General features: G+C 59.4%; 15 protein-coding genes and 1 pseudogene. 13 read left to right on the forward strand and 3 right to left on the reverse strand.

Translation table 11 applies throughout. The annotated features are described in order from the left end of the window. The 6 genes from A7A77_RS18185 to A7A77_RS15140 all read left to right on the forward strand — a co-directional run. On the forward strand, positions 1-1,620 hold a 1,620-nt coding region (locus A7A77_RS18185; protein ID WP_066560139.1), incomplete at its 5' end, for a TonB-dependent receptor. A gap of 266 nt (positions 1,621-1,886) precedes the next feature. Then, positions 1,887-2,561, forward strand: a complete 675-nt coding sequence (locus A7A77_RS15125) for a TetR/AcrR family transcriptional regulator (protein ID WP_216635597.1) — start codon at positions 1,887-1,889, stop codon at positions 2,559-2,561. 330 nt (positions 2,562-2,891) lie between these two features. Continuing rightward, positions 2,892-3,950 (forward strand): EAL domain-containing protein, encoded by a 1,059-nt coding sequence (locus A7A77_RS15130; RefSeq protein ID WP_066560142.1) that lies wholly within the window; start codon positions 2,892-2,894, stop codon positions 3,948-3,950. Continuing rightward, the gene (locus tag A7A77_RS17985) at positions 3,950-4,447 is read left to right on the forward strand and encodes a hypothetical protein (protein WP_156500603.1); all 498 of its coding nucleotides are present in this window, start codon (positions 3,950-3,952) and stop codon (positions 4,445-4,447) included. Before A7A77_RS15130 ends, A7A77_RS17985 begins: the two co-directional genes overlap by 1 nt. A gap of 68 nt (positions 4,448-4,515) precedes the next feature. After that, on the forward strand, positions 4,516-5,967 hold the full coding sequence (locus A7A77_RS15135; protein ID WP_156500604.1) for an autotransporter outer membrane beta-barrel domain-containing protein: 1,452 nt from the start codon (positions 4,516-4,518) through the stop codon (positions 5,965-5,967). Continuing rightward, entirely contained in the window at positions 5,940-9,320 is a 3,381-nt protein-coding gene (locus A7A77_RS15140; RefSeq protein ID WP_066560148.1) for an autotransporter outer membrane beta-barrel domain-containing protein, read from the forward strand. The genes A7A77_RS15135 and A7A77_RS15140 overlap by 28 nt, the downstream gene beginning before the upstream one ends. Before the next feature lie 435 nt (positions 9,321-9,755). Here A7A77_RS15140 and A7A77_RS17990 read toward each other — a convergent pair whose 3' ends face one another. Next, complete coding sequence (locus A7A77_RS17990; RefSeq protein ID WP_156500605.1) at positions 9,756-10,193, reverse strand: hypothetical protein; 438 nt, start codon at positions 10,191-10,193, stop codon at positions 9,756-9,758. Between the two features lie 301 nt (positions 10,194-10,494). Between A7A77_RS17990 and A7A77_RS15150 the strand changes: the two genes are divergently transcribed. The 7 genes and pseudogenes from A7A77_RS15150 to A7A77_RS17610 all read left to right on the forward strand — a co-directional run. Further along, positions 10,495-12,546 carry a TonB-dependent siderophore receptor gene (locus A7A77_RS15150; protein ID WP_245638507.1) on the forward strand — a complete coding sequence of 684 codons (2,052 nt, stop codon included), beginning with the start codon at positions 10,495-10,497 and terminating at the stop codon, positions 12,544-12,546. A gap of 2 nt (positions 12,547-12,548) precedes the next feature. After that, on the forward strand, positions 12,549-13,124 hold the full coding sequence (locus A7A77_RS15155; protein ID WP_066560154.1) for a hypothetical protein: 576 nt from the start codon (positions 12,549-12,551) through the stop codon (positions 13,122-13,124). Further along, positions 13,121-14,416 carry a PepSY-associated TM helix domain-containing protein gene (locus A7A77_RS15160; RefSeq protein ID WP_066560158.1) on the forward strand — a complete coding sequence of 432 codons (1,296 nt, stop codon included), beginning with the start codon at positions 13,121-13,123 and terminating at the stop codon, positions 14,414-14,416. Before A7A77_RS15155 ends, A7A77_RS15160 begins: the two co-directional genes overlap by 4 nt. Positions 14,417-14,624: 208 nt before the next feature. Next, complete coding sequence (locus A7A77_RS15165) at positions 14,625-16,934, forward strand: TonB-dependent hemoglobin/transferrin/lactoferrin family receptor (RefSeq protein WP_082836177.1); 2,310 nt, start codon at positions 14,625-14,627, stop codon at positions 16,932-16,934. Between the two features lie 20 nt (positions 16,935-16,954). Next, positions 16,955-17,929 carry a DUF6607 family protein gene (locus A7A77_RS15170; RefSeq protein WP_066560161.1) on the forward strand — a complete coding sequence of 325 codons (975 nt, stop codon included), beginning with the start codon at positions 16,955-16,957 and terminating at the stop codon, positions 17,927-17,929. A 20-nt stretch (positions 17,930-17,949) separates the two neighbouring features. Then, positions 17,950-18,393 carry a hypothetical protein gene (locus A7A77_RS15175; RefSeq protein ID WP_156500606.1) on the forward strand — a complete coding sequence of 148 codons (444 nt, stop codon included), beginning with the start codon at positions 17,950-17,952 and terminating at the stop codon, positions 18,391-18,393. A gap of 136 nt (positions 18,394-18,529) precedes the next feature. After that, positions 18,530-18,715, forward strand: a pseudogene (locus A7A77_RS17610) (transposase); the annotation flags it as partial. Between the two features lie 273 nt (positions 18,716-18,988). On the opposite strand, the gene A7A77_RS15180 reads toward A7A77_RS17610, so the two are convergent. Further along, a complete protein-coding gene (locus A7A77_RS15180; RefSeq protein ID WP_156500607.1) occupies positions 18,989-19,192 on the reverse strand; it encodes a hypothetical protein in 204 nt (67 codons plus the stop codon). A gap of 157 nt (positions 19,193-19,349) precedes the next feature. Continuing rightward, positions 19,350-20,510, reverse strand: a complete 1,161-nt coding sequence (locus A7A77_RS15185) for a hypothetical protein (protein WP_066560168.1) — start codon at positions 20,508-20,510, stop codon at positions 19,350-19,352. Between the last annotated feature and the right edge of the window lie 8 nt (positions 20,511-20,518).

Raw genomic sequence — 20,518 nt, forward strand, 5'->3', positions numbered from 1 at the left:
GCGCAAGGTGGGACCGCGACAGCGCTTACGGTCAATCCTAATCCCACCGATGTTAAGTTCATCGGCGCGCTCGATCCGCGCCTCGATACCGGCCTTGCTCCCGGCTTCGTACCCGGTATCGGTCCGGTGCCCAATGCGTGTTTCGGTGCCGGGGTTCCCGATAATCCCGACGGCACCTCGCTGCTGGTATGTCCTCCCTACGAGAAGCCGTTCTACGAAAACTATCAGTGGAGTGTGAACGCGCAGCTCGACGTCGACCTTGGCTTCGCAACACTTACCGTGTTGCCTGCCTATCGCTTCGAAGACCTGGATTACCTTGAATACGGGCCGGGCTATGCTGATAAGCAGCACCCCAAGTCAAAGCAGAAGTCGATCGAGGCACGGCTGTCCGATCGCTCGGCCAACCTGAAGTGGGTGTTGGGGGCATATTACTTCAAGGTCGATCAGACCCTGCCCACCCAAATTCGCAATGAGACGAATTTTCAGAATGGGGTCGTCGACCTTGCCGCTGAGGTCGAATCCTATGCGTTCTTTGGTGAGACCACGTATAGCCTGACCGATAACCTGCGGATCATTGGCGGCTTGCGCTATACCCATGAGCAGTCCGGAACTTCCGGCGATCTGAATTCGGTGATCGGCCCGCCGGGCGTGATCAACCCGATCACGATGCTGGAGAACGTCCAGACGGAAGCCTACAATCCTTTCCATCCGATATTGAACCCGACTGGCGAGCTATTGGACTATCCGATCGCGAACGAGACCAGCAGCAGCGCCGTCACCTGGAAGGCGGGGTTGGAATTCGATGTCACGCGGTCATCTCTTCTGTTCGGCACGGTCAGCCGCGGCTTCAAGGGTGGTGGCACTTACGTCGATCGTCCCGGCGTGGACTCATCGTTCAAACCGGAGTTTCTGACCGCACTCGAAATCGGATCGCGTAACCGCTTTCTTGACAACCGGCTGCAGATCAACGTCGAAGCATTCTACTGGAAGCTGAGCGATCAGCAGATACCCTATGTCGGGTTCAATGACTTCGGCAACGTTACGTTCAAGACTGCCAATGCCGGCAAAGCCAACATGTATGGTGCCGATCTCGACATGGTGTTCAGGCTGACGTCGAACGATACGCTTCGTGGCAGTGTCGAATATCTTCATTCGGAGTATGATACCTTTGTCCGGGCGGTGCCGTCCTTCTCCGTGCTGCCGGGCACGGGTTGCGTCGCGACGGATAATGGCGAAATCCTGGGGACACCATCCTCGCTGCTTGATTGCTCTGGCCAGCAGCTGCTGCGCGCTCCCAAATGGTCGGGCAGTGCCGGTTACGAACATCGTTTCGATCTTGCGTCCGGCGCTTTCGTGGCAGCCAATTTTGATATGACGTTTGCCAGCAAGCGCTACGTTTCGCCTTCGTATACGGCCAATGTCCTGCAGCCTGCGAACACTGTGCTGAATGCGGCGCTCACTTATGAAAGTGCAAACGGCGCGATCGTGGTTTCCGGCTGGATTCGCAATATCGCCAACGAACGTATCCTTGCGGGCGGAGAGCAATTTGTGCCCGGCTATGCGCGCCTGAACGTACAACCGCCGCGCACTTACGGTGGCAGCGTCCGCTTCAACTTCTGAATGGGGGTTTTCGGAAGAGGAAGGCCGTTGCGGATTACCGCAGCGGTCCTTTTTCGCTGAAAGTCGTCAAATTGGCCGAAACGGGAATGTTGGGATCAGCGCAACATGGCCCGTGCTACATGGCACGGAACAGCCAGAAGACAGATTTGACGAGCCATTCTGTTTACTGGCATGGGACTTTTCGGTGATGGTCCCCATAATCGTACTGCGCTCATACCGGGCAAGGCGTTGTAAATACACTCTGATGCGGGATCTGGAGATTGAAATTGGCCAGTGAGTCGATATTGGATCAGGGCGACGACGTAGAAATTGTGAACGTTCGTCGAAGGCAGGCGCGGTCGCTTGCGACCCGGCGCAAGATTTTGGATGCGGCGCTGGAAGAATTCAGCGCATCCGGGTTCGACGGTTCTACCACGCGATCGATCGCGACACGCGCGGGAGTGCGCCATGGGCTGGTGATCTACCATTTCGAGACCAAACAGGGGGTCTGGGATGCGGTGATGGAGCAGGCGTTCTCCGATTGGCACGACGATGTTTCTTCCAGGACGAAAGAACTGCGCCACTGCGATCCTGTCACCACCCTGCGCGAGATCTACCGCCACTTTACCCTGATGACGGCGGCCAAGCCCGCGCTGTTATGGCTGTCTCTTCATGAAAGTGGGATGGAATCCGATCGTTTTGCCGAGCTGCATGAAAAATACGGGGCAGAAGACGTTGCCGACACCATGCACCTTATCCGCGAAGCCCAACGCCAGGGGCGTTATGTTAAGGGTGATCCGGCCCACCTTCACTTCCTGTATATGGGCGCCTCGACCAGGATTTTCCTGGAGCAGAAGCAAGTTGAGAAATTCACCGGACAGTCAGTGTTTGATGCGGAATTTCTCGAACGTCATATCGAAATGTGCGCAAGTCTGTTCTTCCGGGACCCACCGGCTGAATAGTCGCAAGTGTGCAATCGACAGCTGCCGATAAAGGTGGATTACAGGACGAGTTGGCGGCCTTATCCCGATCCAGGTTTTGTCAGGCGTTACGACCTAGCGGGGTAACGAATGTTCCGATCGCATGATCTGATTGAGGCTTGGGTTTAGCCCGGCCAATACCACTTTAATGGACGTATGGTGTACATTTGAGTGCGGCGGCGCTCACCATCAGTACGTCTTAACAAAGACAGATACATATCGAACGATATATTTATGCTTGATATGAAATATATCGTACGTTAGTTCTTGTGGCGATCGAGCATGACTCGATGCGTTGCGGGGGCAGTGGAAATGGAAGTGTGCAATGTGGGTTCCGGTTCTTCGGCCACCGCGATTCCTCCGCTCGGGCTTGAAGCTTCGCTCTTCCAGTTCCGGTTTACCATCGAGAATTTGCAGGCGACCGAGCGCGCATTCGGCAGGCAAGCGGCCGTTGCTGCAATTCGCAGTACGATAGAGCGCCTGCGTTCTGTTTTCGGAAACGATGCGCAAGTGCATCGATCGCAAACCGACGAGCTTTTGGTTATTACCGATGGCGCGTTTCCGGCCGCCCCGGCGCCAGGACGCCGGTTGGAATTTGCCCAAGCGGTGGCGTCGACCGTTCTCCGGATGCCTATCGAATGCGGGAAGCTGCTTCTGAGGCCGCAGGTCGCGGGCAGAGTGCTGGCTGACGAACCTTCCGAAATCTTGCCGCATGTACACGATTGTGTTGGGCAGGATAGACACGGCAACACGGCAATCATGTGGGAGCCGGTGCGGAGCGCCAGCGTCGATGGTGCATGCCTGTTTTATGATTACGTCCTTGCCGAACCGGGCGGCGTTTCCGGTGAAGCAGCAGTTCATGCGGTGGGCGACATCGTCAGCGAACTTGCCGATAGTGAAGACGTGGCCCTTTGTCTGCGGCTGTCGGACGATGCTTTCCGGGAAAATCGCTGGTCATCGGAGATCGTACCGATGGTCGAGGACTATTCGCTGGCCAGCCGCATCATTTTTGACATCGGAGATGCGCCGGAAGTTGCGAACAAGCCGGCCCTTCGCTTGCTTCGCGGACTGGGGTGTCGGGTTGCTCTAAGCGGTTTCGGCGTGGGGCGGTCCAGCTTCGGTGACCTGCTCGCCACCCGTCCAGATATCGTCAAGGTCGACGGCACCTTGCTTCGCATCGCTCGCGACAGCGCGAGAAACGAGAATTCCGTCAGGCGGCTCTTTGAACTGGCCGGCGCGCTGGCGCCCGAAGTGGTGGCTACAGGTGTGGACACGTTTGCCCAGAGTCGGATGGCTGTGGAGATGGGCGTTGAGTGGCAACAGGGTCAGTTCATGGGGCGCCCGTCGGCCATCAGGCCATGGGTGCTGTAATGGGCGAACTCGTCAGCTTCGCAGACGCAGCGAATGCCTTGGTGGCAAAGCGCGCCTCTACCCACGACGCCTGTGCGAATGGCCACGCGCATCTTCAGATCAGAGGTAATCCGATATGCTCGCTCTCGCGATCACTTTCGTCGCTGGCGCGGTTTTTGGTGTCGCTGGAATCGGATTGTTGGCAGTCCTTGATTCTTCGGTTCCGCACTGCACATGCGATGACCCAAACTGTGGGGGGGGCTGCCTTAGGCAATAGCCTGTCCGCCTTTTCGCCTGCTGTCGGTCGTGACGCTGCGCTCACGGGTCGCGCAAAGATCGACCGCGCGCGGTGTCTGGAGGTCTGCAATGCGCTGGGGCCACTTCCGCAACGCGACTTTCCCATGCTTGCCGATGTCGGTTCTTCTCATCGATCGCAGCTGAATTCCCTGGCGCCACTCCTGGTAATGACCGGTTTTTCAGGCGCGGCAATGACTCTCATCTGGGCGTGCTGGCCCTGACTTCAACTCGCCGCCAAGCGCGTTGCTTGTCCTTTCGGCGGTATCAATTCTGATACTTGATGGAAAAAATGAAAAAGAATCTGGAATTGTCCTGTGCCACCGGAGCGATCGCTCTTGCCATGCTGTCAGTCGCTCCTGCGATGGCTGCGCCGGGCGATCCGATCGTCGAGATCGAGATGGAGATTGATCAGGACGTGTCGGCCTGGACCGTCGACAGGGCAGATGTTGCCACGTTCACCAACGAAAGCTGGGAGGGGCGCGATGGCACCGTTCACATTACGATTTCGCCACCCGCCAACCCTTCGTCCTTCTCCAACTGGCAAGGGTACAGCCAGACACTCGACACACCTGCCGGTTCAGCCAGCATCAAGGGCGATCTTTGGATAGGTTCCGAATGGGCCGAAGGGACCGACACCGACTACGTTCGAACCGGAATATGGGGGTCGGTTCAGCCCGAGGGGACCGAAAGCTATGTCGATGCTCAGGCTATTTTCCCCATCATCAGCTTCACCAACGAAGACGGCGAAGCACGCCTGCAGGTTTGGGATACGACCGCGAATCCTTCCGGTGGGTGGGTGAATCTCGACGCATCGGAAAGTGCCCTCAGTCTGGATGAGTGGAACACTTTCGAGATGCGCGTACTGCCCGAAAGCGACCGGATCGATTACGTCGTGAACGACGTTGTCATCTACAGCTGGGATATGCCGCGCGGCGCCGAAGACAACATTTCAGACGAGCTATATGCGGTATACCTGAACGGACGGAATAATGGCGTAACCAGCTTCGACACCTACTGGTCGCAGCTCGCTCAGGCGCAGCTTGTGCTGGACGGCGAATCCATCACTGGGGCGCCGGACGGTCTCAACGTCATCGCCAATGCGCAGGGTTCGGTTGCCATCGATGCCGGCGTTACGGTGGGCGGAACCGTGCGTTCCGGAGCGGGTAGCAATGTCACGATTGCTTTCGGCGAAGACGCCGGAGTGGTTTCGACCGGCGAAGCGGGCGTTGTTTCCAATGAAGGCGGTGTGATCACCCTCGACGGTGGATCGGTTGAAACATCGGGGGCCGAAGCTCCCGGTCTCCTCGCGGTCAACCAAGGTAGCGAGATTCACACTCTGGGCACCAACGTGAGCACTGACGGTTCAGCCGGAGTGGTGGCTGCAAATGGTGGCCTCGTCAGCCTGGATGGCGGCATCGTCGAAACATCCGGCGCGTCTTCTCCCGGTTTGCTCGCGATCGGTGCGGACAGTGCGGTGATTGCCAGCGGAACGGAAGTAGCTGCCAGTGGCTCCACAGGCGCGTTGGCGATGACCGGCGGCACGATCACCCTTGACGGCGGGGTGGTTACTTCCACCCAGTTCGCGCTGGTGGCCAATCATGCTACGATCGAAGCGACCGATGTGGCAGTGTCGGGCAACTGGGCGCGCTTGCCGTCTCCGGTGGCACGATCAGTCTGCAGGGTGGCAGCGTTTCGACGACGCAGCATGGCGTTATGGCCGACGGCGGTATCATCGACCTGACCGATGTGGCGCTCTCCACCACGGTATCGAACATGAACACGAGTGAGGTTGGCGGCGTCTCCGCGATGGACGGCGGCACGGCCAGCGTTTCGGGCGGGACCATCACCCTCGAAGGTGGACGTATGGCAGGTCTCTTCGCAATTTCTGGCGGCGAGATCGTGGCCGAGGATGTCACCATCACTGCCAGCGGCGACCGTGTACGCGGTGCTTATGCTCATGCCGACAACAACGGTGCTGGTGCGATCACCATCGCGGGCGGCACGATCGAAACGGATGGCTTTCTGTCGCACGGCCTCTTCGGCAAGCGTGAAAGTGGAACGACGGCCGATACCGTGGCGACGATCGAGGCGTCGGATCTCGTCATTTCGGTCGACGGACAGGTCGCCAACGGCGTTTATGCCGACGTTGGCAGCAACGTCACGATTTCCAACTCGACAGTGAACACTGCGGGGGAACGGGGGATCGGACTGCATGCCCAGGGTAACGACGATGGCCTTGTGGGCGAAGGCGTGCTGACGGCCATCGACGCATATGTGACTACCGAGGGCGACGACGCTTTCGGCGGTTACGCCGAACTCGGTGGTGAGCTCGTGATCGAGGGTGGCAGTATCACGACCTCCGGGATCGAGGCGCATGGATTGGTTGCCTATGGCGATGCGGATTACACGCCGCAGATCAGCGCGACCGGCGTTACGCTCACCACCACTGGCGAGGGGGCTCTCGGCCTTGCCATCGCCGGCACTGGCAGCATTGCCTTTGCCGATGGAACGATCGACGCAGCCGACGCGGCAATCGGTGTTGATGGCGCTGCTGGCGGTGTCGCCCATTTTTCGGTCACCGGTTCGACGCTCGTTTCGGCCACCGGAACGGTGCTCGACGTATCGCGCGACAATGACGACGGCAGCGCGATCGTGACACTGGCCCTCGGCTCCGGCACCACGGCTACGGGCGATCTGCTGGATACCGGCAGCAAGACAACCGGATATACCGATGTCATGCTTGACGGTGCGACGTTAACCGGCGCGGTCGACGGGCTGGGCACGCTGACTCTTGCAGGTGGCGCGACATGGAACGCCACCGGCATCGGCACCTTGGACGAAATAGCGCTGGGCGCGGACGGAGGTGCGATCGGGGTTGCAGAGGGTGATGAGGTCGAAACCTACGCTATTCTGACCGGTGACGGCGCGTTGACCAAAGTCGGCACCGGGACTCTCGCCCTGTCTGGCGATGCCAGTGCTTATGAAGGCACCGCCACGATCGATGCAGGCAAGATCTTGCTGACCAATGTCTTTGCCGGTGACGTTGTGATCAACGCCAGCGGCACACTGGAACTGGCCGTCAATGCGGCTACGGCACAGAGTGCGGATCTGGCTGGATCGACCGAAAACAACGGGACGTTGATCTTCGCGCTACCGGGCGATTACGAATATTCCGGCGCGCTGTCGGGCGAAGGAGATCTTGTAAAGCAAGGCAGTGGCGTCCTGCTGCTTTCCGGCCAATACACTTACAAGGGCGCGACCATCGTTCAGGGCGGTACAGTCAAACTGGCCTCCCAACTGGATGAGGAAACCGACCTCGTCATCGACAGCGGGACATTCGATCTCAGCGGACAACAACAGATCGTTGCCAGTCTGAGCGGAACCAACGGGACCCTGCGGTTCGGCACCGATGGCGCACTTCTCGTCGAGCAGTTTAAGAACACGACCTTTGGCGGAAGCTTCACCGGGACGGGAGCGTTCACCAAGGATGGTTCGGGCGAACTGAACCTGACGGGAGACGGGACAGGGAGCGTGCTTTTCGTCATCGCGGATGGTGTGTTGCGTGCAAACGGCGACTTCGGCGCTTCCGATGTCGTTGTTGGCACGGGCGGCCTGCTTGGCGGAAACGGAACGGTTGGCCACACCACCGTCGAAGGAATTGTCGGGCCCGGCAACTCGATCGGAACGCTGCACGTCAACGGCGATATCGATTTCGAGGTCGGCTCTGTCTATGAAGTCGAGGTCGATGACGAAGGCAACAGCGACCTCATCAAGGCGACCGGGGCGGCCAACATCAACGGCGGCACCGTGTCGGTTCTGGCCGCTGCAGGCAACTATGCGCTTAGTGGCGATTACCTCATCCTGACCGCGGGGGGCGGGGTCAACGGCACCTTTGACGGAACCGATGTGGACCTGCCGTTCCTCGACTCCTACCTCAGCTACGGCGCGAACGATGTCATGCTGCAGCTGGTGCGTAACGACGATCCTTTCGTCAGCGCTGCCATTACCGACAACCAGGCCTCAGTTGCGGCCGGGTTGGAAACCGCCGATGCGACGGGCACGCTTTATCGCACCATCGCTGGTCAGACCAGCGAAGCCAGCGCCCGCGCTGCGTTCGACGCGCTCTCGGGTGAGGTATGGGGAACGGCGGCAACCGTGCTGATCGACGATGTGCAGCAGAACAACGATCGTGTGCTGGGGCGTCTGCGTCAGGCAGACGACATCACCGTTGCTCTAGGCGGGTTCGATACGCAGGTGCAGGACTACGACAGCCGGACGGCGGTCTGGGGCCAGGCATTTGGATCGTGGGGCCGCAATACAGCCGACGGCAACGCGGCAACCGCGATTGATAACGAGTTCGGCTTCGTGACCGGTGTGGATGTCGGGCTGGGCGCGTGGCGGGTCGGCGCTGCGTTCACCTACGCCACGGGCGAGGTTCGCGTGAACGATCGCGACAGCGCTGTGGATACCGACACAAAGGCGGTATCGGCCTATGCCGGCGGCGGTCTTGGGAATTTGCGTGCCCACTTCGGCGCCACCTACAGCTGGCACGATCTGGACGGTCGACGCAATATAGAGTTGAGCGGGTTGTCGGAAGAGAACCTGGCCGAGTTCGACGGAAAGACCGGGTCGGTTTTCGGTGAGCTCAGTTATGTCGCGCAGACTGGTGGGCTGAAGCTTTCACCCTTTGTCGCAGGTAGCTACGCGCACTTGAAGACCGATGGCTTCAACGAAAGTGGTGCCGTCAGCGGCCTTAAGGTCGAGAGTGGCAAGCGGAACGTGGGCTTTTCACGGCTCGGCATGCGTGCGGCCGGAGACTGGAGGGTCGGCGAGGATGCAGTCATTTCTCCTACGGTCAGCGCAGCATGGCGCCACGCATTCGGTGATCGCGAGGGGCTGAGTGCACAAAGCTTCTCCACATCAGATGTCTTCGAAGTTGAGGGCACATCGCTGCCGAAGGATGTACTGGAGGTGCAGGCCGGCTTCGACAGCGAGATCATGCCCGGCGGATCGATCGGGGCGTCCTACGTGGGAAGCTTCGCATCGGGCTGGCGCGATCATGGCCTGAAAATTGGCTTCTCATACGGGTTCTGATGCAGTCGTGTTCGGTAGTTGTGCAAAATACGCCGGGTCGACGAGGTGTGATCTGCTTATGCTCATGATGGCCAGACTAACCTCTGGTTTGGGTATGCAAGACCATATTGTCGACACGGTATTCGATGCACGGCCACCGGGCGTACGGGCCCGCCGCGCTGTCGCCATTAGCACCCCCCGGCGCTTGCGCTGTCCGCGCACGACATCGCGTCTGGTGCGGATCGGCGGAATTGGAGACAGCCGGCGGGTTTCGTTGGTGTTGGGCTATGCCACCGGATTTCCTGAGCCGTGGTTCAGGCGGTTCAGTCGATCTGTGATGCAGTCCCTAATTATCCCGGGTCGGCTGAACCATCCTTTCACAGGCAGGTTCTGGATATCGTCGTTGCTGCAATTTTCGCTGCAGCGCGCAATGCGAACGGTAGTTGCGGGAGCGCGTCATTTATGGAGATGAAATCGGCGGCTCTGCTCGATTTGGCCGCTCGGCTGCGGAATGGGGCGCTGGTCTTGGATTTCAGCGAACTGCGATCGATCAATTTTCAGGTTGCCGACGACATCGCGGCAATCGTTGATCCCGCAGGATCCGGCCCGGTGAGCGCACAGGTGGTTGCGCTGGTGCGCGAACAGGTCGGCATGATGCCAAGGGGCAGTGCCGTTCTGCTTGTGAAAATGCTGCAGAACCCGGGGCAGGTCCAAACGTTTTACCAGCTCCGTTCTTCGCGCAACAGTGCGCATTACACGCGGCGTAGCCTTGCCGTCTTTGCCCATCACTTGCGGTGTAAACTGGCGGTTGCCGGGTTCGAAAATGCGGTCCGCAGCGACAGGGGCGCGGGGTACCACATATCCGGTGACGATGCGCACGAACTGATCGAACATTACTCCCTTCGCGAGATTTGCTGATCGGTTTCGCCGGGGCTCGGCCCATGCAAGTGCGGTATTGGCAGGCAAATTCTCCCGCTCTGGGAGGAGAGCAAGGGTGAACGTTGCGCCTGTGCGGAAAGAATATGCCACTTGCGTGTATAAATTCCCGGAAGGCACTTGCTAATGCAAACGAGTCGCACTAGCAAAAATGGAAAGGGAATGGATAACCCATTTCCATCAGGGGAACCCAATGCCAATCCGAATGATTTCCGCACTCGCTTGCTCCACGGTATTGGCGAGTCCAGCCTTTGCTGAAATGGCATCGCTTGATCGTGGTGAAATCCTCGTCACGGGAGCAAGGCAGGATGGCGGCGTTGCGACCAAGACGGAGACGCCCGCTGTCGAAGTACCGCAGCCGGTTACCGTGATCGAAGCCGACACGTTCGAAGCACAGGGTGCGATTTCGATCAGCGATACGCTGAATTACGTATCGGGTGTGCAGGCCAATCCTTACGGGCCGGACGGCCGCGTCGATGGCGGATTCATTCGCGGCATCGACGCCTTGCAGTTCCGCGACGGAATGCGCGACATCTATAGCTATTACGCCAGCATCCGATCCGATCCGTACAACTTCTCGCAGGTGCAGGTCGTGCGCGGCCCCGCTTCGGTACTGTTCGGCGCCGGATCCATCGGCGGGCTGATCAACCTTGTTTCGAAAACGCCGGATTTCGACAGCTCGGGCGAGTTTTCGCTGCGTTACGGATCGCATGACCGCAAAGAGGCACTTGCCGACCTGACCGGCACGCTGACGGACGATGTTGCCGCCCGTATCGTGGCTCGCGTGCGCGATTCCGGGTCTCAGACCGATTACGTCGCGGATGATCGTGTGCTGGTGGCTCCGTCGCTAACCTGGGCACCCGGCGACGACACCAGCCTGACGTTGCTTGGCCTGTATCAAGAGGACGATGGGGGATCGACGTCGCAGTTCCTTCCGCTCGTCGGCACAATTCTGGAAAACCCGAACGGTACGCTGGCCAACAACCTGTTTATCGGGAAACCCGGTTGGGATCGTTACGATGGCCGCCTGCTGCAAGGCACGGCTCTGTTCCACCACAGCTTTTCCAATCGAGTACAGGTGAACCTGAAAGCCCGTTATATCGACAGCGACCTCACCTACCTGACGCACTATCCCAACAGCTACAGCAGCCCGACGAACCCCTATCTAGATGAAGACCAGCGGTTGATCGCCAACTATGCCAGCGGCAGCCTGGCGCGCATGGAAATCTTTTCCACTGACAACAACGTCCAGTTCGATTTCGCTACGGGAGGCGCCATCGAACACACGCTTCTGGCCGGAATCGATTACAGCTGGAATCGCGTTCGCAAGCAGAGTGGCCTCGCCCTGGAAACAATCGATATATACGACATCGATTACGACAGCCTGTCCGATTATGCTGGCTCGATCCCGATGGAAGGGGCCGACGGCTTTATCTACGCCAGTCAGGAAGACGTCAGCCAGAAACAGATCGGCTTTTACCTGCAAGACCAGGTTCGGCTGTGGGATCGGGTTTCGGTGGTGCTGGGCTTACGGCGAGACGAAGCGCGTTCGGATTCGTTCGGGACCGAGGTCTACGATACAGGGGCGACCAGCTTCCGCGCAGGCGTTATCGCCGAACTGGTGAAGGGCATCTCGCCGTTCTTCAGCTACACCGAAAGCTTCGAACCGATCGGAGGCTCGGATGTCTATGGCGATCCGTTCACGCCCAAGACCGGCAGGCAATTCGAAGCGGGTATCAAGTTTCACCCGAACGACAACACGGTCGTGACGGCAACTGCCTATCACATCCGGGAATCGAACCGCCCGGTTTCCGTTGCCGTTACCGATCCCGAAAACCCCGAAGTCACTTTGACCGGGCAGTTGCAGGTGGGCTCGTTGACATCGAAGGGTATCGAGTTTGAGGCTAATACCGTCCTACCCGGCAATGTGACGCTGCTGGCGAACTACAGCTATAACGAAGCAGAGATCGAAGACACCGGGCGGCAACTCGACAATGTGCCCCAGCACAACGCGTCGATGTGGGCGATGAAGACCTTTTCACTGCCGGATGACAAGTCCCTGCGGCTTGGCTCTGGCGTGCGTTACGTCGGCAGCAACAAATCTTTCGGTGCTGCTTTCCCGGGGGGTATCCGCACCCCGTCCTACACGCTGGTTGACGCGCTTGCCGAAGTGACATGGCAAAACTGGAGCGTCGCGCTCAACGCCACCAACCTGCTTGGCAAGGACTACTATTCTGCCTGCCTCGCAAGGGGCGATTGCTTCATGGGTGCCGAGCGCAACGTTTACGGGACGGTGAGCTATCGGTTCTGACAATGGCTGATTGGCTCCTTTGGACGGCGGCGGCAAGCGCCATCGCCGGCGTCGGTGTTTTGCGTTGGGCATGGGCGCGCCCGCAGCGCTCGCGTGCACTTAATGCTACGGGCTGGGGCATGCTGGCGCTGGCCGCTGCCATGGCCGGGGCGGCAGCAGGGGCATGGGGACTTGCCGTCGCCGCGCTGGCGGGGATGGTGGCAGCGCATGCCTTGCTGGCGATCGCAGCATGGCGGTCGCCGCAAAGCTCGGGCAGGGCATCGAACCGGCGTGCCGGAATGCTTCCCCAAAACGGCGAAACCCTGAGGCTGGGCGGAAGACTGATTACCTTTGTTCTGTCCGTCCCGGCGGGGGCTCTCGCCGCGTTGTGCATCACAGTTGCCTTGCGCGCGGTCGCACAGATGGCCGGCGTGGGTGAGGCGGATGCCAACGTCTTGGCGCTATTCGCCATGCCCGTTGCATGGGCTGTGCTTGCTATCATCATTGTGATGGCGGCCAATCGCCGCAAGCAGTGCCTCACTGTTACGCTGGCCACTCTTCCAGCCTGTCTGATCGTTTTGGCGGGACAATATCCATGACAACAGCACCCGAACCCGGCACCGTCAAACGGGCCCTTTCGGCCCACGCGGCGACAGGATTGCTGACAGGGGCCTTACTATATCTGGTTTCGCTGACCGGCACCTTGTCGGTATTTTATGCGGAGTGGCAACGCCTTGAGCAGCCGCACGCACCGGAGATGGCGGAGATTGCCCCCGAAGCAGTTCAAAAAGCGGTCGCGACGGTCATCGCAAGCGAGGCTGGCAAGCCGACCACGACCCATCTCTTCGTCCATATGCCGGTGGCTGATCTGCCGCGTACGACGATCACCACTGATCATCAGGCGGTCAATATCGCAGCTGACGGTTCGATCGCTGGGCCAGAGGAGATTGCATGGTCTGATTTCCTGGTGAACCTGCACTACACGCTCAACCTACCCGGCGTCGTCGGGATTACCATCGTCGGTGTACTGGGGGTCATGCTGCTGGCTCTCGCGCTTTCGGGCGTGATCGCGCATCCGCGCATCTTCCGCGATGCCTTTCGGCTTCGCGTCAGAAGCGCGAACGGCCTCGGGTTGGCTGACTGGCATAATCGGCTGAGCGTATGGGGCCTGCCATTTTCGCTCGCGATCGGGCTGACGGGCGCACTGATCGGTATGGCCACGGTCACTGCCTATACGCTCGCCACGGTGGATTATGACGGCGATGTTGAAGCGGTCTACGCACCGATTTTCGGTGCCGAGGGAAAGGTCGATCCGACACCGACGGGTTTGCCCGATGTAGCGGCCGCGCTACGATACATGGCCACACGATACCCGGATGTAGAGCCGACTTACGCCATCCTCCACGATCCGATGACAGCAGGGCAGAAGGTTCAGATCGTCGGAACGCATCAGCGGCGGTTGATCTTTGGCGAATATTACCTTTTCAACGCATCCGGGCGTTTCCTTCACACAGCGGGTCTGGCCGATGGGGCGTTGGGCCAACAGGCGGCCGCTTCGACCTACAAGCTGCACTTCGGTAATTTCGGAGGTTTTGCGGTGAAGCTGGCCTATGCCCTGTTCGGCACGGCGCTCACAGCAATTTGCGCGACCGGCGTCTATATCTGGCTGGGCAAGAGGGAACGAAGAGGATTCAATCAGCCACGGCTGAGGGCGGCATGGAGTGCCGTCGTCTGGGGAGCGCCCCTGGCCTTGATAGTGACGGTGGGCGTGCGCGCAACCTTGGGAAACCAAGCGCCATTCGCCACGATCTTCTGGGTCGTGTGGACCGGGTTGGTCATGGTCGCGGTGGTTTCTCCTTCCATTCGAAAGCGGCCGGTTTGGGGGGACTGATCTTCGGTGCGCAAGCGCCTCGTGCGCTGAGTATGAAGCTTAACTAACGGCGTTGACGACGGGGTTCGGAGCCACGGCTGGCTCGACGCGTCAATCGCGAAAAAGGGAGATCGGAATATCGGTTTCCCGGTGTTGACAGCAGCGCAGAATACAACTCAAATGCTAATGCGAATCATATGCATTAATTGAAAAGTCTGGAGGGCGACCGATGGAAAATGGATGGGCGAAGCAGAAGAGCTGGGGGAGGGAAGCACGCCACATTCGTTGTCGGGCGTTTGGCAAGCACCAGATTTATCCTTCGTGTGCCGGCATCGCGATCGCATTCTCCCTTCTGACTGTTCCAGCTCAGGCGCAGGATAATGACGGGCTCTATTGGGCGGACCGGCTGAACGGGATCACCATCACGGCAACACGTGTTCCTGTTGAAATCGTTGATGCTCCCGCAACGGTTACCGTCATCAGCGACAAGGAAATCGCCGACAATCTGGTTACCGACATCAAGGATCTCGTTCGTTTCGAACCGGGGATCAGCGTACGTCGGGCGCCAGCCCGTTTCGGCGCGGCGCTGGGGGCAACGGGCAGGGCCGGCAACGAAGACTTCAACATCCGCGGCATTGGCGGCAACCGGGTTCTTATTCAGGTTGACGGCATCCGCTCGCCGCAAGGATTTTCCTTCGGCGCACAGGATGCAGGACGCGGCGGCTATACAGACATCGGTCTGGTCAAATCGGTTGAAATACTACGCGGTCCCGGCTCTGCACTCTACGGAAGTGATGGCCTTTCCGGCGTTGTCAGCTTTACAACGTCCGATCCGGTCGACCTGATTGACGCGGGTGCCGCGATCGGTGGCTTCGTTCGGGCTCAATTTAGCTCGGCCGACCATGAATTCGCCGAAACGGCGGCTCTCGCCGGTCGATCCGGAAACTGGTCCGCCATGCTGGCCTATACCCGTCGCGATTATGAGGAGCTGCAAAACAAGGGCAAGGTTGGTGGCCAGGGGGAAGAGCGGACCGAACCCAATCCGCAAGACGGTCGCTCCAACGCACTGCTCGGCAAATTGGTGTGGTCCCAAGGCAGCCACCGTGTACGGCTGACCGGAGAGTATCTGAAAAGCAAGGTCTTTACGGATGTCCTGTCGGGTCAGGGGCCTGTATTTTTATACGGACCGTCGCCCAGCTGGAATGTCGATGATCTCACCGCCGATGACAGTACAAAGCGAACGCGCGTTTCGCTTGACTGGACCTGGGAAGGGTCCGGCCCGATCGATTTCGCCCATGTAGCCGTTTACTGGCAGGATGGCAAGGACGTCCAGTTCACGGATGAAGATCGCTCTTCAGTCGACGCCACTCCGCGTCCCGACCGCGAAAGGCTGAACACCTTTGAAAACCGCGTCTACGGTCTGACCGCCGAAGCGCGCAGCGATTTCGGCACCGGTGTTGTTGGACATCGTCTTGCCTATGGCGGCGACGTTAGCTGGACGCTGCAAAAAGGTCTGCGCGACGGCGTCGAGCCCCCTGTCGGCGAAACCTTTCCCACCCGCGCTTTTCCAGAGACCGACTTCACACTGGGCGGGATATTTCTTGGTGATGAAATCAGTCTGCTGGACGGCAGGTTCACAATTTATCCGGCCCTACGGTATGATTTCTACAAGCTGGATCCCGTCGTAGATCCCCTGCTGCCGAACTTCATTGCGGAAGGGCAGAAAGATTCGCAGCTGTCGCCAAAGATCGGCGCGGTCGCGAAGATCGGCAGAACTGTGCGCCTGTTCGCCAATTACGCGCAGGGCTTTCGCGCGCCGACACCAAGCCAGGTCAACAACTTTTTTGAAAACTTGGCCTATGGTTACACCTCGGCGCCAAATCCCGACCTTGGTCCGGAACGAAGCGAAAGCTGGGAAGGGGGCGTGCGGCTTAACGGCGATAGCGTGGGCCTCGCCATTACTGCGTTCCAGGCGGATTATCGCGATTTCATAGATCAACAGGTTATTTCCGGTGCCTTCACGCCAACTGACCCAGCTGTTTACCAGTGGGTGAATGTGGGCCGCGTGAAGGTAAAGGGGATCGAAGCGAAGGCCGATTTTCAGTCCCGGAACGGTTTCACCGGACGGTTTGCTGTCGCTTATGCGAAGGGTACCGAAAAACTGTCCGGTGGCGGCAATCAGCCGCTCGCTTCGATCGATCCTTTGAACTTCGTTCTCGGCCTCGGCTATCGCGATCCGGGCAATCGCTTCGGGGGTGAACTTATCGCCACCCATCACGCGCGTAAGGAAGCCGGGCAAGCACGGGGCAGCTGCTCCGAAGATGAATGCTATCGTCCGGACGCCTTCACGATTGTGGATGCCACGGCATTTCTGCGCATCGTCGAGGCACTCACCCTGCGCGCCGGCATCTTCAATCTGACTGACGAGACGTATGCGTATTGGAGCGATGTGCGCGGCCTCTCGGCAGGTTCGTCCGTGACCGACGCCTACACCCGGCCTGGTCGCAACGCGAGCGTCTCGCTCAGCTATCGTTTCTGAATACCTGAAGGATCATCAAAATGACGAAAATCACCTTGGCCTTGGCGGCAAGCTGCCTCGCAATCGGTCTCACGACGTCACCGGTCTTTGCGCACCCTCCGATAGCCGAGCGCTCCGCAAATGCTGAGCAAGCCGCGTACGAGGCCGACAGAGCCGATATTCTGGCCATGGCCGGGAATTTCTCAGTGCGGTTTGACATGCAGGAGTCGACGCCGTGGCAAGAGGGTTACACTCCCATCGACCGCAAGATATCCGGCGGGCATGAATCCGTCCGCGTGATCGAGGATACCGGCCGCAAGATCGTGCTCCAGCATCTTCTGGTTGTCGAACATGAAGGCGAAACGCACGTCATCAAGCACTGGCGACAGGACTGGGAATACGAGCCTGCCCGTATCCTCGTGTATTCCGGGCCTGGCGAATGGGCATGGGAAGATGTGTCGGAAAAGATGCGGCACGGTCGCTGGTCGCAAACAGTATGGCAGGTCGACGACAGCCCGCGCTATGCCGGTTGGGGACAGTGGGAGACGCAGGGCGGTGTGCGCCGCTGGCGGTCGAACTGGACATGGCGCCCTCTGGCCCGGCGCGATGCGGTGCGTCATCCTGTGTATGATCGCTATTACGGGATCAATCGACACCAGCCTACGCCGAACGGGTGGATACACTGGCAGGACAATATCAAGATGGAATCGTCTGATGGCGAGTTGCGACCGATCGTGCAGGAATACGTTCTCAATACCTACACCCGGTTCGATGACTATCCGGTCAAGGCCGCCGACGATTACTGGAACGCGACCAAGGATTATTGGGCGGCCGTTCGTGACGAGTGGAACCAGGTCGCGATGAAGAAGGACGGGATACATATTCGCGAGCAGGCGGATACCGGCACCATTATTTCTGCCCGGTTGCTGGAAATGGGCACAGCAATCGCGAACGGCACGCTGTCGCAAACTGATGCCATAACCGAGATGCGCAAGCTGATCCGATCCAATACCTGAGCCGCAGGAAGGCGCCCGCCATGTACGAATTTGTCGATAGACCCGTGACCTCACTCGACGATGGCGGGCGCTTTCTGGTCTGGTCTATGCGAAGCTGGGTCAGAACGGTGGCGGAAAGCCGCTGCCCGCAAAACACGCTATGCGGTGGTTTCGCATACTGGCGCATGATGTGTGCACTTCAGCCATTCTTGAAAATGATGGCATTGTTCAATTACCACGGCCTGCAAACGTTCGGATTTTGCCAGTTGCAGTGCAATCAGGTGTCTGAATCCGAAGCGATCATATTGAACCTGATCTGTTCGTTGCGCGAGCGGAATGTAGATTGCGTGCGGGCAACCGCGGCCTGTCTGGTAGATGGGGAGAGCGTCGATAGTCTGATGCGTTCACTCGCACTGATCGACAACTGCATGGAAGACGCGTCAATCGGGCTGGCACGGCCTCGTTCGCCTATCGGTCGGTCATAGCAGATCGTCATCGGTCAGGAAAAATCGCGCTGGCGGCTGAAGTCAGGATGCGAAATCGAAATGTATGATCTACTCATTCTCGTGCACATTTCCATCATGCGCAGCCACGTTGACCAAGTCCCGCTAAAGGTTCCTCGCACGGATCGGTATCACGACCGTGCTGCACACATGGGGATCGGCCATAGCCCACCACCCGCATGTGCATATGATCGTGCCTGGTGGCGACATTGAACCGGACGGCAGCAGATGGATCGCCTGCCGCTACGCCTTACGGCTGCCGGTACGCGTGCTGGGCCGTCTGTTCCTAACCCGGTCGCTCCGAATGGCGCGATGGTGCGCGCTACGATCGCCTTAAAGGTTTTGAACAGGCCATGGGGACAGACTTGGGGGCCGGCTTTGCCGCACCCTGTACCGTTCCGGTATCGTTCCCGGCATGGGACGCCGAAAGGCCCGGACCTGTCGTGAAGCAGATCCGGGCCCGGGGTAAACTTGGCGAGAGGGGTCGTTTTTCCCGCCAAGCGAAAACTGCCAGCCACTGTTTCGAACGCACCCCGCCCATACCTGAGTTTGCGCGTGTCGAAAGCGAGGGCAGGGCTCAGCCGGTTGTCAGTGCATCGTCGTCATCATCGGATTCGCTGGCGATGATAATACCGCCGATGATAAGCGCCGCCGCACCCGCGACCAGAGCCAGCGTGCCCACGTTGCTTTCCGGCTCCGCGCTTGCCGGGGTCGCTGCGCCGAGTGAAGCGGTGGCAACGGAGGCGACAGCCGCAAGCGCAATGAGAGGTTTGGCTTTCATGATCAATCCACCTTTGAGATACATATCCAAAGATATAACCAGTTATACTTTCCAGCGCAAGAACGGTTCCGCCAATCTGCCGATTAAAGATTCCGGCTTTCCGGTCGGGTTGTGATTTCGCAGGTGCGGACAGTCACGGCGAGGCACGAACTGTCCGCTATCGGGCAGAGAGGCTCACCCGAGATACCGTTCCGAAGATCCCCGTGCCAGAGGACCACGCCCGGCCGCCGAGCGACAGGGTCACGATTGAACATTGGTCTTGGTCTGGCAGCGCAAGCCGAACAACAGGCCGGTCCAGCACCTGTTCCACCGCCAGATCCGGTTGGTTGGCGCATGAAAGCCTGGCAAAAACCCGCTCGTCGCCTGCAAAGTCGGCATGCACCGTTATCGCACCTTGTGCATCGCTCATCCCGATCAGGCGTTCGGCGAAAATGCCGCCCTGGCCCGGACGGACGACGACCTTGATCCGCTCTCCGCCCGGTTCGACACGCGCGTAGAATCCGAACCGGTCAGCCAGACGCCAGCCGAACGGGGGATAGGCAGTGGTCCAGTCGATCGATTGCGCGCCCGCAGCGTTTTCCGAACGGTCGACGGCGAGATATGAGTTGTAGAGCGCGTAGCCCGCTTCCGGCTTTCCCGCCCGGACCAGCGAACCTGCCAGAAGCTGATCGGTCTTCGGCTGCAGTTCGACGGCGTTGCCTAGACTGCCGCGAAGCCGCGCAAGCCGCAGCAGCAGGGCATCCCGCTGTGCGGCTTCGCGGAAAAAGGCATCGGCCCATGAAGGCCCGGTTTGCAGCACTTCCTGGAACGCCTTGTCACTGTCCTGTTGCGCAAAGAAATCGATCAGGACAGGCATGATGATCGCGCTTGTCTCGGGATAGGCGCGATAGAGATGATCCAGATCGACCAGCGCGCCGGAAAGATCGCCCTCTTCCGCGTGATACTGAAACAGGGCACCCTGAAGGAGACGGCCCCGGTGCGAAAGATGCTGGGCAGCATCGAATATTGCCGATCGGCGCGCGGGATCGCCCGACGACAGGCCCGCGACTGCTGCCGCTTCGGTCATCAGCAGGCTGCGCGACAGGGCTTTGCGCGCGATTGCAAAGGTGCCCGGATCGCGCGCGATTTCCTGATCGCCTGAATGCGCGCGCAGCGACCGGATCGCCTGTTTTTGCACGCTTTCGGCGGCATACGGTGAAAGCGCGGCGGCGACGTCCGGTCCCCGCTTTGCCCAGGCATTGGACATCGCTTGCGCGGCGCATAGCCCGGCGACCACCGTGGTTACCGCGATAAGGAAGCCTTTGCCAGCCAGCGGCATTAGCCGGG

It is taken from the genome of Croceicoccus bisphenolivorans, assembly GCF_001634625.1.
GTDB classification, from domain to species: Bacteria; Pseudomonadota; Alphaproteobacteria; order Sphingomonadales; family Sphingomonadaceae; genus Croceicoccus; species Croceicoccus bisphenolivorans.

Coding starts and splice junctions, on each gene's coding strand:
- A7A77_RS15130 (WP_066560142.1), top strand. CDS start 2,892: ATGGAAGTGTGCAATGTGGGTTCCGGTTCTTCGGCCACCGCGATTCCT.
- A7A77_RS17985 (WP_156500603.1), top strand. CDS start 3,950: ATGGGCGAACTCGTCAGCTTCGCAGACGCAGCGAATGCCTTGGTGGCA.
- A7A77_RS15135 (WP_156500604.1), top strand. CDS start 4,516: ATGAAAAAGAATCTGGAATTGTCCTGTGCCACCGGAGCGATCGCTCTT.
- A7A77_RS15140 (WP_066560148.1), top strand. CDS start 5,940: ATGGCCGACGGCGGTATCATCGACCTGACCGATGTGGCGCTCTCCACC.
- A7A77_RS17990 (WP_156500605.1), bottom strand. CDS start 10,193: ATGTTCGATCAGTTCGTGCGCATCGTCACCGGATATGTGGTACCCCGC.
- A7A77_RS15150 (WP_245638507.1), top strand. CDS start 10,495: ATGGCATCGCTTGATCGTGGTGAAATCCTCGTCACGGGAGCAAGGCAG.
- A7A77_RS15155 (WP_066560154.1), top strand. CDS start 12,549: ATGGCTGATTGGCTCCTTTGGACGGCGGCGGCAAGCGCCATCGCCGGC.
- A7A77_RS15160 (WP_066560158.1), top strand. CDS start 13,121: ATGACAACAGCACCCGAACCCGGCACCGTCAAACGGGCCCTTTCGGCC.
- A7A77_RS15165 (WP_082836177.1), top strand. CDS start 14,625: ATGGAAAATGGATGGGCGAAGCAGAAGAGCTGGGGGAGGGAAGCACGC.
- A7A77_RS15170 (WP_066560161.1), top strand. CDS start 16,955: ATGACGAAAATCACCTTGGCCTTGGCGGCAAGCTGCCTCGCAATCGGT.
- A7A77_RS15175 (WP_156500606.1), top strand. CDS start 17,950: ATGTACGAATTTGTCGATAGACCCGTGACCTCACTCGACGATGGCGGG.
- A7A77_RS15180 (WP_156500607.1), bottom strand. CDS start 19,192: ATGAAAGCCAAACCTCTCATTGCGCTTGCGGCTGTCGCCTCCGTTGCC.
- A7A77_RS15185 (WP_066560168.1), bottom strand. CDS start 20,510: ATGCCGCTGGCTGGCAAAGGCTTCCTTATCGCGGTAACCACGGTGGTC.